This window comes from Brevundimonas sp. UBA4553 (genome assembly GCF_002387245.1).
Classification (GTDB): Bacteria; Pseudomonadota; Alphaproteobacteria; order Caulobacterales; family Caulobacteraceae; genus Brevundimonas.
This window is the reverse complement of the sequence record NZ_DGLD01000013.1, coordinates 139,516-153,845: the sequence shown is the minus strand read 5'-3', so window position 1 is coordinate 153,845 and position 14,330 is coordinate 139,516. Positions and strand designations below refer to the sequence as shown.

Genomic DNA, 14,330 nt, shown 5'->3' with positions numbered 1-14,330 from the left:
CTCAGTGGGCCTCGGGCGGGCGAGCCGCCGGGTCCAGGTATTCATTCTCGGGGTGCGAATGGGCGGACAGGACGAAGCGGCGGTCGCAATAGCCGCACTCGACAAAGTCGTCCTCGCCCATCTCCAGATAGACCAACGGGTGGCCGAGGACGCCGCCGCCGTCACAGGCGACGCGCTTGGACGAGACCACGATCTCTTCGGGGGCGGGGATGACGGCGTCGGTATGGCGGGGAGGCATGGGTCCGGTCCGGGTCTGGAAGGCTCGCGCCGTTCCTAGAAGGACCGGCCCTCAAGGTCAAACTTCCGAAGGGCGCGGCTTACGCCCGAACAGCTTGTCCAGCATGGCCTTGCGCTTCTTGAACAGGGTCAGCCCCAGGCAACCGGCGCCGACCCACAGGCCGATCTCGCCGATCAGCGCGGCGGCGGCGGCCAGCAGGGCCGCATGGGTCATGTCCAGATAGTCCAGCTTGCCCGCCAGCAGGGCCAGCCCCATGCCGGTGTAGCCGATGGCGCAGACGCCCAGGGCGGCAAAACCGATCAGGCGGGTCTTGGTCAGAGGCTTCTTCATCTGGGCTTGCAGCGCGGTCATGAACATCTCTCCATCAAGGCAGGTTGTCTTTATGACAAGCAACCTAGACACCCCCACACGCAACGTCAAGCGACATTTACACAAAGACGTGCACGCTTGTCCGACATCCCCTGAACGCCGGCTTGGCGAACGGGCCTTGGCCCCCTACCTATGCCGCACGCTTCCGCCGCTCCGAGTGACCCGCCGCATGACCGAGACCCCTGCCCTGCCCGTCAACGCCATCGAGGTGCGGGGCCTGAAGAAGACCTATGCGGGCAACAAGAAGTCGCCGGCCAAGACCGCCCTGCGCGGCGTCGACCTGACCGTGCCGCGCGGCTCGATGTTCGGCCTGCTGGGCCCCAACGGCGCCGGCAAGTCGACCCTGATCAACATCATCGCCGGGGTGGTGAACAAGTCCGAGGGGACCGTCCGCATCTGGGACCGCGACATCGACCATGAGGCGCGCGACGCTCGTGCGGCCCTGGGCGTGGTGCCGCAGGAGATCGTCGCCGACGTCTTCTTCACCCCGCGAGAAGCCCTGGAGGTCCAGGCCGGCTTCTATGGCGTGCCCGCCGACGAGCGCCGCTCGGACGAGTTGCTGGCGGCGCTGGGCCTGTCGGACAAGGCCAACGCCTATGTCCGCGCCCTGTCCGGCGGCATGAAGCGCCGTCTGATGGTGGCCAAGGCCCTGGTGCACAATCCGCCGGTCCTGATCCTGGACGAGCCGACGGCGGGCGTAGACGTCGAGCTGCGCCGCCAGCTGTGGGACTATGTTCGCAAGATCAACGAGGAAGGCGTCACCGTCATCCTGACCACCCATTACCTGGAAGAAGCCCAGGAGCTGTGCGACACCATCGCCATCATCAACCGAGGCGAGGTCGTGGCCTGCGAGCCGACACGGACCCTGTTGCAGCGCCTGGACACCCGCAACGTGGTGGTGACGCCGGAGACGCCGCAAGACGTCCTGCCGGTCCTGCATGGCTTTGCGGTCGCGCCGCGTCCGCACGGCGCCTTCGTCGTCACCTATCGGACCGGAGAATCCAGCGTCGAACAGGTGCTGGCGGCGGTGCGCGCGGCGGGTGTGACCATCAAGGACATCGCCACCGAGGACCCGGATCTGGAAGACGTCTTCCTGGCCCTGACCTACGGCGACTCCACCCGGCCGAGCCCGACACAGGACTAACGGCCTCTCGTCATCCCGCAAGCGGCGCAGCCGCTTCTACTGTCGATGCGGGCGGTCCCGGCGTTTCGCCTTCTGCTCGGGCCGGAATGACGTTCAGACGCGGCCTCAGACCACCATCACCGTCCCGAGCAGCAGCTTCGCCCCCGCGCGGCCCAGGACGCGATCGGTCGCCGCCTGCAGGGCCCGGCTCAGCCATTCCACGTCCGGCGGCGCGCCGGGCAGGATGCGCTCGCCCGCCAGCCGAACCACTTCGTTGTAGGCGGCGCTGAGACGCGGCTTGGACTGGTCGGCGCGCGTGCGCAGGGTCGCGTCGGGCACATCGACCCCGACCTCGACGGTCATTACCCCCCGGCGACCGTCGCGGCGCAGAATGGTGGCCGTGGCGGTGGGCAGCGGGATGTAGGCGTTGGCGGGCGCGCCCCCGCCCTCGCTCTTGCCCGAGGCCTCGGCGGCCTCCGCGACAAGGGCGGTGCTCAGGGCGGCGAGGCCGATCAATGCGCGACGATCCATGCCCTTGCGTCTATCACCCGTCCGCTTAAGGCCCGGTTACGGCTGGCGGGCCGACGCGGCGGGGCGTAATCGGATCGGATGAGCCAGACTGATCTTTCCGCCTATCGCCCCAATGTCGGGGTCGTGCTGTTCAACGCCGCCGGCCAGGTCTGGCTGGGTCGCCGGGCGAACACCCCCGAGCCGTGGAACTGGCAGTTCCCGCAAGGCGGCGTGGACGAGGGCGAGGATCTGGCGGTGGCGGCCCTGCGGGAGTTGCAGGAAGAGACCGGCGTCCGCTCGGTCGAACTGCTGGGGCGGACCGGCGGCTGGATCGTCTACGACTTTCCCGCGGGCATGGGCGGACCGAAGGCCTGGAAGGGCTTCAAGGGTCAGAAGCAGGTCTGGTTCGCCTTCCGCTTCACCGGCGAGGATTCCGAATTCGATCTGGCGGCCCACGGCGAGCCCGAGTTCGACGCCTGGCGCTGGGGCGCGCTGGAGGAAGCCCCCGACCTGATCGTACCGTTCAAGCGCGAGGTCTATCAGCAGGTGGTGGCGGCCTTCGAGGACCTGCCGAAGAGCTGACTTCAAGAAAAAGACCCTCCGCCGAAGCGAAGGGCCCTGATCTTGTCGGTCTCGCAGAAGCCTCAGGCTTCGACGATTTCCGAGGCTTCTTCCGCCAGGATGCTGAGACCCTGGGCGTTGATGTCGGCGAAGCCGCCCTTGACCGCGAACTGACGACGCACGGCGCCGTCATAGAGGGTCACGACGCCCTCGCGCAGGGTGGTCATGAAGGGCGCGTGGCCCGGCAGGACGCCGAAGTCGCCCTCGACGCCCGGCGCATCGACCTGATCGACCGAGCCCGCGAAGATTTCGCGTTCCGGGGCGACGAGGGAGAAGTTCAGCTTACCAGCCATGGATCAGACTTCCGCAGCCATCTTGGCGGCCTTCTCGACGACTTCCTCGATGGCGCCGACCATGTAGAAGGCGGCTTCCGGAAGGTGGTCGTACTCGCCGTCGCAGATGGCCTTGAACGAACGGATGGTGTCCTTCAGCTCGACGAACTTGCCCGGCGAGTTGGTGAACTGCTCAGCCACGAAGAAGGGCTGCGACAGGAAGCGCTGGATCTTGCGGGCGCGCGACACGACCAGTTTGTCGTCTTCCGACAGCTCGTCCATGCCCAGGATGGCGATGATGTCCTTCAGCGCCTTGTACTGCTGCAGGATTTCCTGAACGCGGCGGGCGACGGTGTAGTGCTCTTCACCGATGACCAGCGGGTCCATGATGCGCGAGGTCGAGTCCAGCGGGTCCACGGCCGGGAAGATGGCCTGGGCCGCGATGTCGCGGTTCAGAACGGTGGTCGCATCCAAGTGAGCGAACGAGGCGGCGGGCGCCGGGTCGGTCAGGTCGTCGGCGGGAACGTAGATGGCCTGGACCGAGGTGATCGAACCCTTCTTGGTCGAGGTGATGCGCTCTTGCAGGTTGCCCATCTCGGTGGCCAGCGTCGGCTGATAGCCCACGGCCGAGGGGATGCGGCCCAGCAGAGCCGACACTTCCGAACCGGCTTGCGTGAAGCGGAAGATGTTGTCGACGAACAGCAGCACGTCCTTGCCTTCTTCGTCGCGGAAGTATTCAGCGATCGACAGGCCGGTCAGGGCGACGCGGGCGCGGGCGCCGGGCGGCTCGTTCATCTGGCCGTAGACCAGGGCGCACTTGGAGCCTTCGGTCGAGCCGTTGTTCTTGGCCGGGTCCACGTTCACGTTGGACTCGATCATCTCGTGATACAGGTCGTTGCCTTCGCGGGTGCGTTCGCCCACGCCGGCCAGAACCGAGTAACCGCCGTAAGCCTTGGCGATGTTGTTGATCAGTTCCTGCATGGTCACGGTCTTGCCCACGCCGGCGCCGCCGAACAGGCCGGTCTTGCCGCCCTTGGTGTAGGGGCAGATCAGGTCGATGACCTTGATGCCCGTGACCAGGATTTCCGCCGAGGTCGACTGCTCGTCGAAGGTCGGAGCTTCCTTGTGGATCGGGCGGTATTCGGTGGTCTTGATCGGGCCGGCTTCGTCGATCGGCTGACCGACGACGTTCATGATGCGGCCGAGGGTGCCCGGGCCGACCGGGGCCATGATCGACTTGCCGGTGTCCACGACGGGCTGACCGCGGGTCAGGCCTTCGGTGGTGTCCATCGAGATGGCGCGGACCATGTTCTCACCCAGGTGCTGGGCGACTTCGAGAACCAGGGTGAAGGGCTGGCCCGTCTTCTGGTCGACGTTCTGGGTTTCCAGCGCGTTCAGGATCGCCGGCAGGGCGCCCTCGAACTCGATGTCGACGACGGCGCCGATGACCTGGGCGATCTTGCCCTGGCCAGCGACGGCGGCGACGGCGGCTGCCTTCTTGGGAGCAGCCGGCTTCTTGGCTGCGGTTTTCTTCGGGGCGGTGGTGTCGGTCATCGTGCGTGTCCGTATCGGAATGTCTGGCGGGTCGGGATCAGAGCGCTTCGGCGCCGGCGATGATCTCGATCAGCTCGGTTGTGATCTGGGCCTGGCGTTTGCGGTTGTACTGGAGCGTCAGGCTGTTGATGAGGTCGCCCGCGTTACGCGTGGCGTTGTCCATCGCGGCCATTTGCGCGCCGAAGAAACCGGCCTGGTTTTCGTAGAGGGCGGCCAGGATCTGCGTCGTCAGGTTGCGCGGCAGCAGGGTCTCGAGGATTTCCTCTTCCGAGGGCTCATACTCATAGACCGCGCCGTTCAGGTCGATCGGCTCGGCGTCGCCGGCCACCACGGCCGGGATCAGCTGGTTCGCGGTCGGAACCTGCGAGATGACCGATTTGAACTCGCTGTAGAACAGGGTGACGACGTCAGCCTGTCCGCCTTCGAAGCTCTCGGCGATCAGTTCGGCGATCGGTTGCGCGGCGGCGAGACCCAGGACCTTGTGCTCGCTCAGTTCGAAGGTCTTCACGACCTTGTCGCCGAACAGGCGCGTCAGGGGATCACGCGACTTCTTGCCGACGGCGATGACGCGAACGTCCTTGCCCTGGGCGATCAGGCTGTTGATCCGGTCGCGGGCAGCGCGGACGACGTTGGTCGAGAAGCCCCCGGCCAGACCCTTGTCCGCCGTGGCGACCACGATCAGGTGGCGCTGGTCGGCGCCGGTGCCGGCCAGCAGCTTCGGCGCGCCGTCGCCCGAGACGCCGGCGGCCAGGTTGGCGATGACCGAGGCCATCCGCGACGCATAGGGGCGGGCGTTCTCGGCCTGCTCCTGGGCGCGCTTCAGCTTGGCCGCGGCGACCATCTGCATGGCTTTCGTGATCTTCTGCGTCGCCTTGACGCTTCCGATCCGATTGCGCATTTCCTTAAGGCTGGCCATCCGGCGCTACTCTCGCTCTCTGGTCAGTTCTTACGCGAAGGTCTTGGCGAAGGCGGCCAGGACGTCCTTGAGTTCGGCTTCCAGTTCCGGCGTCAGAGCCTTCTTGGTGCGGATGCCTTCCAGCAGCGAGGCGTGGTTCGAGTGGACGCGAGCCAGCAGCTCGCTCTCGAAGCGGCCGATGTCCGACACAGCCACGTTGTCCAGGTAGCCGCGCGTGCCGGCGTAGATCGACACGACCTGCTCTTCGACGGCCAGCGGCGAGTACTGCGGCTGCTTCAGCAGCTCGGTCAGGCGAGCGCCGCGGGCCAGCAGTTTCTGGGTCGAGGCGTCCAGGTCCGAGCCGAACTTCGCGAAGGCGGCCATTTCGCGATACTGGGCCAGCTCGCCCTTAATCGAACCGGCGACCTGCTTCATGGCCTTGATCTGGGCCGAGGAGCCCACGCGCGACACCGAGATGCCGACGTTCACGGCCGGACGGATGCCCTGGTAGAAGAGGTCCGATTCCAGGAAGATCTGGCCGTCGGTGATCGAGATCACGTTGGTCGGGATGTAGGCCGAGACGTCGTTGGCCTGGGTTTCGATGATCGGCAGGGCCGTCATCGAGCCCGAACCATAGTCTTCGTTCAGCTTGGCCGAACGCTCCAGCAGGCGGCTGTGCAGGTAGAAGACGTCGCCCGGGTAGGCTTCACGGCCGGGCGGACGGCGCAGCAGCAGCGACATCTGGCGATAGGCCACAGCCTGCTTCGACAGATCGTCATAGACGATCAGGGCGTGCATGCCGTTGTCGCGGAAGAACTCGCCCATGGCGGTGCCGGCGAACGGGGCCAGGAACTGCAGCGGGGCCGGTTCCGAAGCCGTGGCGGCGACGACGATGGTGTATTCCAGAGCGCCCGACTCTTCGAGCGTCTTCACGATCTGGGCCACCGTCGAGCGCTTCTGGCCGATGGCGACGTAGATGCAGTACAGCTTCGCCGACTCGTCGTCCGACTTGTTGACGTTCTTCTGGTTCAGGATGGTGTCGATGGCGATGGCGGTCTTGCCGACCTGACGGTCGCCAATGATCAGCTCGCGCTGGCCGCGGCCGACGGGGATCAGGGTGTCGATCGCCTTCTGGCCCGTCTGCATCGGCTCGTGAACCGACTTGCGCGGGATGATGCCCGGCGCCTTTACGTCCACGCGACGACGCTCGGCGAACTGGATCGGGCCCTTGCCGTCGATCGGCTCGCCCAGCGGGTTGACGACGCGGCCCAGCAGGCCCTTGCCGACCGGCACGTCCACGATCTCGCCCAGACGGCGGACTTCGTCGCCCTCGGCGATCTGCGCATCGGCGCCGAAGATCACGGCGCCGACGTTGTCGCGCTCGAGGTTCAGGGCCATGCCCTTCACGCCAGCCTTGGGGAACTCGACCATTTCGCCGGCCTGGACGTTGTCCAGACCGTGGATGCGGGCGATGCCGTCGCCGACCGACAGCACTTGGCCGACGTCGGAAACGTCGGCTTCAACGCCGAAGTTGGCGATCTGCGACTTGAGGATGGCCGAGATTTCGGCGGCGCGGATGTCCATGGTGGGCTCTCTGGCTTTCGTCTTCGGTGCGGGCCCGCTGGCCCGGCTTGAACTTGGAATTCGGGGCTTAAGCGCGTTTCAGCGCGAACTTCATCTGGTCGAGCTTGGTCTTCAGCGAGGCGTCGAACAGCTTCGACCCCACCTTGACCTTCAGCCCGCCCAGGATCGACGGATCGACGCGGGCGGTCAGTTCAGGATCGCGGCCCAGCGACGCGCGCAGGGCCGACTGAATGCTCTTGGTCTGGGCCGCCGACAGCGGCAGGGCCGAGACGACCTCGGCGGCCACAACGCCCGTCACCTTGGCGTGCAGGGCCTGGAAGCCGGCGATCACGCCGGGCAGGTCGCGGACGCGGCCGTTGGCGGCCAGAAGGCCGAGAAACTTCTTGGTGGTGGCGTGGAACTTCGCCTTGTCGGCGATCGCCGCCAGGCCCTTGGCCTGATCCTCAGCCGAAATCACCGGCGACTGGGCCAGGCGACGCAGGTCCGCGCTGTCCAGCCAGGCGGCCTTCAGCGAGGCCAGATCGCCGCGCACGGCGTCGAGCGCCCCCGTCTCTTGCGAGAGGTCGAACAGCGCCTGAGCATACCGTTCGCCGACTTCCGTCGTTCTGAAATCGTCCGCCACGTAATAAAGGTCCGCGATTTGAAGCGTTTGGGTCGAGTCCGGCCGCGATCGCTCGCGCCAGACAAGGGCTTGATTTGCTTATGGAAAGCATACTTGGGACACATCTTGCGATGCATCCTTCGTCAAAGCCGCGCGGCTGATAACACGCAAGGTCTCCGCTCGCAACCGACGGGAACGGAACGATAAGGTCGCACCTGCGCTCTTTCGCCGGACTCCAGACCTTCGCGACGGCGCCGGGTGCGACGACATCGCCGCCCTCGCCGGGTTGATGCAACCTCACGATCCCGTTACCGCTTATGGCTATCATCACATTCTGGAATCCCGATGCTTGAAAGCATAACTCCCCTGTTGAGCGATCCGGCCGCCTGGGCCGCGCTCGTGACCCTGGTGGTCATGGAAGTCGTTCTTGGCATCGACAACCTGATCTTCATCTCGATCCTGTCGAACAAGCTGCCGCCCGAGCATCGCCAGCGCACCCGCCGCATCGGTATCGGCCTGGCACTGATCATGCGCCTCGGTCTTCTGGCCACGATCGGCTGGATCGTCGGCCTGACGGCGCCCGTCTTCGACCTGGGCCTTCACGGCGAGACCTTCGACACCGCCTTCAGCTGGCGCGACCTGATCCTGATCGCCGGCGGCCTCTTCCTGGTGTGGAAGGCCACCAAGGAAATCCACCACGCGGTCGACACGACGCCATCCAACGACATGCTGGAGAAGGACAAGAAGGACGTCGTCATCAACAACGTCGGTTCGGCCATTTTCCAGATCATCCTGCTGGACCTGGTCTTCTCGGTCGACTCCATCCTGACCGCCGTCGGCATGACCGATCACGTGCCGATCATGATGGTCGCCGTGATCGCCGCCGTGACCGTCATGCTGCTGGCCGCCGATCCGCTGGCCAACTTCATCGACAAGAACCCGACCGTGGTCATGCTGGCCCTCGGCTTCCTGCTGATGATCGGCGCCGTGCTGATCGCAGACGGCTTCGGCGTCCACGTGCCCAAGGGCTACATCTACGCCGCCATGGCCTTCTCGGCCCTGGTCGAGGGTCTGAATATGTGGACCCGAAACGCCAAGATCAAAAAAGACCTCGCCACCGAGGCGGCGCTGGCGGCCCGCAACAAGGCCGAAACCGCCGAGCCTGGCGTCTGATCGTGCGTCTTTGGCCGGTCCTGGCGATGCTCTTGCTGGCGCTTCCCGCGTCGGCGGGCGCGCAGTCGCCGGGGCCGGCCGCCTCTTCTCCCCGCGCCCCCGTCACGCCGGTCTACGGCTATGAGGTTGTGCGGACCTTCCCCCACGACCCGACCGCCTTCACGCAGGGCCTGGTGTTTCGCGACGGCGAACTGATCGAGAGCACGGGCCGCGCCCCGTCCAGCGTGCGTCGGGTGCGGCTGGAAGACGGCGTCGTGCTGCAGAAGCGCGAACTGGATGCTCAGTATTTCGGCGAAGGCCTGACCGAGATCGACGGCCGCGTCGTCACCCTCACCTGGAACAACGGCGTCGGCTTCGTCTGGAACCCTCGCGATCTGACCCAGACCGCGCGCTTCAGCTACGCAGGCGAAGGCTGGGGCCTGACCCACGACGGAACGCGCCTGATCCTGTCGGACGGATCGGCGGCCTTGCGCTTCCTTGATCCCGCCACCTTCGCCGAGACCGGCCGCGTTCCCGTCACCCTGAACGGCCGTCCGGTCCGCCAGTTGAACGAGCTGGAATGGATCGACGGCGAGGTCTGGGCCAATGTCTGGCAGACCGACTACATCGTCCGCATAGATCCGAACACAGGCCATGTGGTCGGCGTGGTGGACCTGAAGGGCCTGCTTCCCGCTGGCACGGTGAAAGACCCCGCCGACGACGTCCTGAACGGCATCGCCTGGGACGAAAAGGCCCGCCGCCTGTTCGTCACCGGCAAGAACTGGCCGTCACTATTCGAGATCAGGCTGACAGGACCGCGCTAACCCTCCTTACCGCTCATCCCGGCGGACGCCTGAGTGAGCGGTGAGGGCTGCGCTCATGCAGCGAGCGACCGTGTCGCGAGCGTTAGCCCTCCCTACAAGAAACTGTAGGGGTCAACATCAATGGTCAGCCGCACCGAAGCCGGGACCTTCACCCGCGTCAGCCAGGCGCGCAGGAAGGCCTGCAGATTGACGTCCCGGTCAGCCCGAACCAGCAGCCGTTTGCGCCGACGCCCGCGCACCAGGGCGAGCGGCGCGTCGGCGGGGCCATAGACCTCCAGCCGCTCGGCGTTGGGGATGGCCTCTGCCAGATCGCGGGCGACCTTCTCCACCGCCACGGCGTTCTCGCTGGACAGGATGATCGCCGCCAGACGGCCATGCGGCGGCAGCGACGCCGCCTCACGCTCGCCCATCTCGGCCTCGACAAAGGCGTCTCGGTCGCCCGCCGCCAGCGCCATCAGCACCGGATGCTCCGGCGTCCAGGTCTGCAACAGGGCGCGGCCCGGCCTGTCCGCCCGCCCCGCCCGACCCGTGGCCTGGGCCAGCAGTTGATAGGTGCGTTCGGCCGCGCGCAGGTCGCCGCCACGCAGGCCCAGGTCGGCGTCCACCACCCCCACCAGCGTCAGACGCGGGAAGTTGTGGCCTTTCGCGGCGGCCTGGGTCGCCACCAGAATGTCGATCTCGCCCTCGGCCATCGACTGGATCAGGGCGCGGGCCGAGACGCCGTCGGGCACGGTGTCCGAACTGAAGATGGCGGTGCGCGCCTCGGGGAAGAGGCGGCGAACCTCCTCCTCGACCCGCTCGACACCCGGCCCCACCGGCACCAGGGAATCCTCGGCCCCGCACGACGGGCAGTGCTTGGGCTTCATCATCGAAAAGCCGGTCAGATGGCAGACCAGCCGCCCGGTGTAGCGATGCTCGACCAGCCATGAATCCGTGTCCGGCGCCGTCAGCCGGTGGCCGCAGGCCCGGCACAGGACGACCGGGGCGTAGCCGCGCCGGTTGAGGAAGAGCAGACTCTGCTCCCCCTTGGCGAAGGTCTCGCCGATGGCCTCGCGCAGCGGCTGCGACAGCCAGGTCTGCGGGTCCGGCGGACAGGTGCGCAGGTCCACCAGCTCGATATCCGGCAAGACTGCCGCTCCGTGCCGCGCCGCCAGCTTCAGCCAGCCGTAGCGGCCTTGCCGGGCGTTCCACAGGGTCTCCAGCGACGGGGTCGCCGACGCCAGGACCACGGTCGCGCCCTCGATCCGTCCGCGGGCCACAGCCAGGTCACGGCCGTGATAGACCAACCCTTCTTCCTGCTTGAACGAGCCGTCGTGCTCCTCGTCCACCACCACCAGCCGCAGGTTGGCGTAGGGCAGGAACAGGGCCGAGCGCGCCCCGACCACGATGTTGCAGCGCCCGGCGACCACCGCCTCCCACACCTGACGGCGACGCGGCGGGGAGACGCCGGAATGCCATTCCGCCGGAGCCGCGCCAAAGCGGGCGCTGATCCGTTCGATAAGGGCTTGGGTCAGGGCGATTTCGGGCAGCAGGATCAGCACCTGCGCGCTCGGATCGGCGCGCAAGGTCCGCGCCGCCGCCTCCAGATAGGCCTCGGTCTTGCCGGACCCCGTCACCCCGTCCAGCAGGAAGGGGGCGAAGCCGCCCGCGGCCACGGCGTCGGCGATGGCCGTGGCCGAGGCCGCCTGATCCGGGTTCAGGGTGGCGGGCGCATGGTCGGGATCGGGGGCGTCGAAGGCGGCGACCGCCTCGATCTCGATGATCGTCAGCACGCCCTCGTCGACCAGTCCCTTGACCACGCCCGCCGAGACATTGGCCGCGCGCGCCAGATCGGCGGCCGCCATTGAACGCGGGCCCAGAGCCTCCAACACCGCCGTCCGCGTCGCCGTGGGGCGGGCGGGACTGCGGCCCTCGACGCGCCTGACCCGTCGCTCGGGCCGGGGCCGCGGCGCGCGCAGGCCCTTCAGAGCCGTCGCCGCCATCTCGCCCGGCGGGCTCAGCGTCCAGCGCGCCGCCCATTCGACAAAGGTCAGCGTCCGTTCCGGCAGGCGATGCTCGCTCACCACCTGTTCGATGGCCTTCAGCCGCCGGTTCGAGCCGGTGGTCTCGAACACCTCGGCCACCACGCCCCGGATCAGGCGCGGCCCCAGGGGCACGCTCACCTGATCGCCGCGCACGACCGTCAGCCCCTCCGGGACCTCGTAATCGAAGGCCTCGGGCACCGGCAGGGGAATGAGGACGGAGGCGACTTTCACCGCGCGTCCCAAAGGGCTAGCATCCCAGGCATGAAACTCTTTCTCGACACCGCCGACGTCGCCGTCATCAAGGACATGCTGCCCACCGGGATGGTGGACGGCGTCACCACCAATCCGTCGCTGATCGCCAAGTCGGGTCGGAACATCGCCGAGGTCATCGCTGAGATTTGCGCCCTCGTCGAGGGGCCGATTTCCGCCGAGGCCGTAGCGACCGACTTCGAGACCATGGTGAAGGAGGGCGACAAACTGGCCGCCATCGCTCCGAACGTCGTCGTCAAACTGCCCCTGACCTGGGACGGCCTGCGCGCCACGCGGGCCTTTGCGGACAAGGGGATCAAGACCAACGTCACCCTCTGCTTCTCGGCGGCTCAGGCCATGCTGGCCGCCAAGGCGGGCGCCACCTTCATCTCGCCCTTCGTCGGTCGTCTGGAAGACGTCGGCGCAGACGGCGTGGGCCTGCTGGAGGAAATCCGCGCCCTGTACGACATCCACGATTTCGACACCGAAATCCTGGCGGCGTCCTTGCGCAACCCTGATCACGTGACCGCCGCCGCCATCGCCGGCGCCGACGCCGCTACCTTGCCCGCCGACACTTTCAAGGCCTTGGTCAAGCACCCGTTAACCGACAAGGGGCTTGATGCGTTTTTGGCCGACTGGGGCAAGACCGGTCAGTCGATCCTGTAGATCCCGACCCGGAAAGAGGTCCGCTTGAGCACTTCCCTGGACCTCTCTCCTGACGCCGCCGAGGGCCTTCACTGGCCCGAGGTGCGGGCCTGGTTGAACGCCCATCCCGATCGTCTGCTGGACGACCGCACCCTGCTGGAAGAGCTGGGCCTGCGCGCCACCGGTCGCAACGTGGTCGATTTCGGCCGCGCGGCCCTGACCCGGCTGGAAGCCGTGGTCCAGCGCGAGGCCGGCGCGAGGAAGCAGATCGAAGAGATCGCCCGCGCCAACTTCGCTGCCCAGACCCAGACCCACGTCTCGGCCCTGGATCTGATGGAGGCGACCACCCACGCCGAACTGTCCCGCCAGTTGGACGCCACGGCCCAGGCCCGCTTCGGCCTGGCCGGCGGCGCCATCGCGATGGAAAAACCCGGCGCCGTGCCCTTCGGCTGGAAATCGCTGGAGCCGGGCCGCGTCGACGCCCTGCTGGGCGACGACGGTCTGGAATGGCTCGGTCCCAACTTCACCGGACTGGACCTGTTCGGCCCCGCCGAGGGCGAGGTGAAGTCCGTCGCCCTGGTGCGGATGAGCCTGCACCTGCCCGGTTCGGACGGCGCCCGCCCGGCCCTGTGCGCCTTCGGCTCGCATGAGGACGACGGCTTCACCCCCGCCATGGGCTGCGAACTGGTGGCCTTCATCACCCGCGTGGTCGAACGCATGGCCGAGCGATGGCCGACGCAAAGCTGACGGCCCCCGAGGCGCTCCTCGCGTGGCTCGAGCATCTGGCGCACGAGCGTCGCCTGTCGCCGCGCACGCTGGAGGCTTACGGCCATGTCGGCCGCCTCTACGTCGCCTTCCTCGAACGCCATCGCGGCGAGCCGCAGACCCTGTCTGATCTCGGCGCCGTCACCGCCGCCGAGGTCCGCGCCCATCTGGCCGAACGGCGCAGCGGCGATCGGCCCCTGAACGCCCGTTCGCTCAGCCAGACCCTGGCCGCCATCCGGAGCTTCCACGCCTTCCTCGACCGGCGCTTCGGCGTGGCCGCACCGCAGCTGGCCCTGGTGCGCGGCCCGCGCGTCAAGCCGCTGCTGCCCCGCCCGATCACCGAGGATCAGGCCAAGGGGCTGCTGCACGAACCCGAGGCAGACCCCGACATGGAGCCGTGGGAGGCGGCGCGCGATCGCGCCGTCCTGACCCTGCTCTACGGCTGCGGGCTGCGGATTTCCGAGGCCCTGTCGCTGAAGCGGTCCGACGCCCCCCTGCCCGAGGCCCTGCGCATCACCGGCAAGGGCGGCAAGATGCGGCTGGCCCCGGTCCTGCCCCAGGTGCGCGAGGCGGTGGACGCCTATCTGGCCGCGCAACCCTTCCTCCTCGAGGCTGGCGCCCCCCTGTTTCGGGCCAAACGCGGGGGGGCGCTCAGTCCCCGCCACGTCCAGGCCACGGTTCAGCGCCTGCGCGGCCGCCTCGGTCTGCCAGCGTCGGCCACGCCCCACGCCCTGCGCCACAGCTTCGCCACCCACCTGCTGGGGGCCGGAGCCGACCTGCGCTCGATCCAGGAATTGCTGGGCCACGCCAGCCTGTCCACCACCCAGAAATACACCCAGGTCGACGCCGCCCGCCTGCTGGCGGCCTACGCCGAGGCGCATCCCAGAAGCTGACTCGCCACGGA

Annotated in this window: 16 protein-coding genes; 7 read left to right on the top strand and 9 right to left on the bottom strand. The window is 67.6% G+C overall.

Annotation, left to right across the window (positions count from 1 at the left end; translation table 11 throughout):
• Window position 1: 1 nt before the first annotated feature.
• Both B4A39_RS08375 and B4A39_RS08370 read right to left on the bottom strand, forming a co-directional pair.
• Window positions 2-238, bottom strand: a complete 237-nt coding sequence (locus B4A39_RS08375; RefSeq protein ID WP_292035349.1) for a zinc-finger domain-containing protein — start codon at window positions 236-238, stop codon at window positions 2-4.
• Window positions 239-295: 57 nt separating this feature from the next.
• Window positions 296-589, bottom strand: coding sequence for a hypothetical protein (locus tag B4A39_RS08370; RefSeq protein ID WP_292035345.1), 294 nt, complete (start codon window positions 587-589; stop codon window positions 296-298).
• A 187-nt stretch (window positions 590-776) separates the two neighbouring features.
• Here B4A39_RS08370 and B4A39_RS08365 point away from each other — a divergent pair, with 187 nt between their 5' ends.
• Complete coding sequence (locus B4A39_RS08365; RefSeq protein WP_292035342.1) at window positions 777-1,751, top strand: ABC transporter ATP-binding protein; 975 nt, start codon at window positions 777-779, stop codon at window positions 1,749-1,751.
• A 105-nt stretch (window positions 1,752-1,856) separates the two neighbouring features.
• Here B4A39_RS08365 and B4A39_RS08360 read toward each other — a convergent pair whose 3' ends face one another.
• Window positions 1,857-2,261, bottom strand: coding sequence for a Tat pathway signal protein (locus tag B4A39_RS08360; RefSeq protein ID WP_292035340.1), 405 nt, complete (start codon window positions 2,259-2,261; stop codon window positions 1,857-1,859).
• Between the two features lie 78 nt (window positions 2,262-2,339).
• Between B4A39_RS08360 and B4A39_RS08355 the strand changes: the two genes are divergently transcribed.
• Complete coding sequence (locus tag B4A39_RS08355; RefSeq protein WP_292035337.1) at window positions 2,340-2,822, top strand: RNA pyrophosphohydrolase; 483 nt, start codon at window positions 2,340-2,342, stop codon at window positions 2,820-2,822.
• Window positions 2,823-2,884: 62 nt separating this feature from the next.
• Here the strand turns inward: B4A39_RS08355 and B4A39_RS08350 are convergent, their stop codons facing one another.
• From B4A39_RS08350 to B4A39_RS08330, 5 genes are all read right to left on the bottom strand, one after another.
• On the bottom strand, window positions 2,885-3,154 hold the full coding sequence (locus B4A39_RS08350) for an ATP synthase F1 subunit epsilon (RefSeq protein WP_292035335.1): 270 nt from the start codon (window positions 3,152-3,154) through the stop codon (window positions 2,885-2,887).
• 3 nt (window positions 3,155-3,157) lie between these two features.
• Window positions 3,158-4,687 carry a F0F1 ATP synthase subunit beta gene (gene atpD, locus B4A39_RS08345; RefSeq protein WP_292035333.1) on the bottom strand — a complete coding sequence of 510 codons (1,530 nt, stop codon included), beginning with the start codon at window positions 4,685-4,687 and terminating at the stop codon, window positions 3,158-3,160.
• Window positions 4,688-4,724: 37 nt separating this feature from the next.
• Window positions 4,725-5,603, bottom strand: a complete 879-nt coding sequence (locus tag B4A39_RS08340; RefSeq protein WP_292035332.1) for a F0F1 ATP synthase subunit gamma — start codon at window positions 5,601-5,603, stop codon at window positions 4,725-4,727.
• A 30-nt stretch (window positions 5,604-5,633) separates the two neighbouring features.
• Window positions 5,634-7,166: a F0F1 ATP synthase subunit alpha gene (gene atpA / locus B4A39_RS08335; RefSeq protein WP_292035330.1), complete on the bottom strand. Its 1,533-nt coding sequence runs from the start codon at window positions 7,164-7,166 to the stop codon at window positions 5,634-5,636.
• 67 nt (window positions 7,167-7,233) lie between these two features.
• Window positions 7,234-7,788, bottom strand: a complete 555-nt coding sequence (locus B4A39_RS08330; RefSeq protein ID WP_292035328.1) for a F0F1 ATP synthase subunit delta — start codon at window positions 7,786-7,788, stop codon at window positions 7,234-7,236.
• Between the two features lie 324 nt (window positions 7,789-8,112).
• Here B4A39_RS08330 and B4A39_RS08325 point away from each other — a divergent pair, with 324 nt between their 5' ends.
• Together B4A39_RS08325 and B4A39_RS08320 are read left to right on the top strand one after the other, a co-directional pair.
• Window positions 8,113-8,940 (top strand): TerC family protein, encoded by an 828-nt coding sequence (locus B4A39_RS08325; protein ID WP_292035326.1) that lies wholly within the window; start codon window positions 8,113-8,115, stop codon window positions 8,938-8,940.
• A 26-nt stretch (window positions 8,941-8,966) separates the two neighbouring features.
• Window positions 8,967-9,743: a glutaminyl-peptide cyclotransferase gene (locus B4A39_RS08320; RefSeq protein ID WP_292035867.1), complete on the top strand. Its 777-nt coding sequence runs from the start codon at window positions 8,967-8,969 to the stop codon at window positions 9,741-9,743.
• 92 nt (window positions 9,744-9,835) lie between these two features.
• Here the strand turns inward: B4A39_RS08320 and B4A39_RS08315 are convergent, their stop codons facing one another.
• On the bottom strand, window positions 9,836-11,998 hold the full coding sequence (locus B4A39_RS08315; RefSeq protein ID WP_292035323.1) for a primosomal protein N': 2,163 nt from the start codon (window positions 11,996-11,998) through the stop codon (window positions 9,836-9,838).
• Between the two features lie 30 nt (window positions 11,999-12,028).
• On the opposite strand from B4A39_RS08315, the gene fsa reads away from it, so the two are divergent.
• Genes fsa through B4A39_RS08300 form a run of 3 tightly spaced genes read left to right on the top strand, consistent with a single transcriptional unit; the run spans window position 12,029 to window position 14,319 of the window.
• A complete protein-coding gene (fsa, locus tag B4A39_RS08310) occupies window positions 12,029-12,682 on the top strand; it encodes a fructose-6-phosphate aldolase (RefSeq protein ID WP_105563152.1) in 654 nt (217 codons plus the stop codon).
• A gap of 24 nt (window positions 12,683-12,706) precedes the next feature.
• The gene (locus tag B4A39_RS08305) at window positions 12,707-13,408 is read left to right on the top strand and encodes a DUF484 family protein (RefSeq protein WP_292035308.1); all 702 of its coding nucleotides are present in this window, start codon (window positions 12,707-12,709) and stop codon (window positions 13,406-13,408) included.
• Window positions 13,390-14,319: a tyrosine recombinase XerC gene (locus B4A39_RS08300; protein WP_292035306.1), complete on the top strand. Its 930-nt coding sequence runs from the start codon at window positions 13,390-13,392 to the stop codon at window positions 14,317-14,319. The genes B4A39_RS08305 and B4A39_RS08300 overlap by 19 nt, the downstream gene beginning before the upstream one ends.
• The last annotated feature ends 11 nt before the right edge of the window (window positions 14,320-14,330 follow it).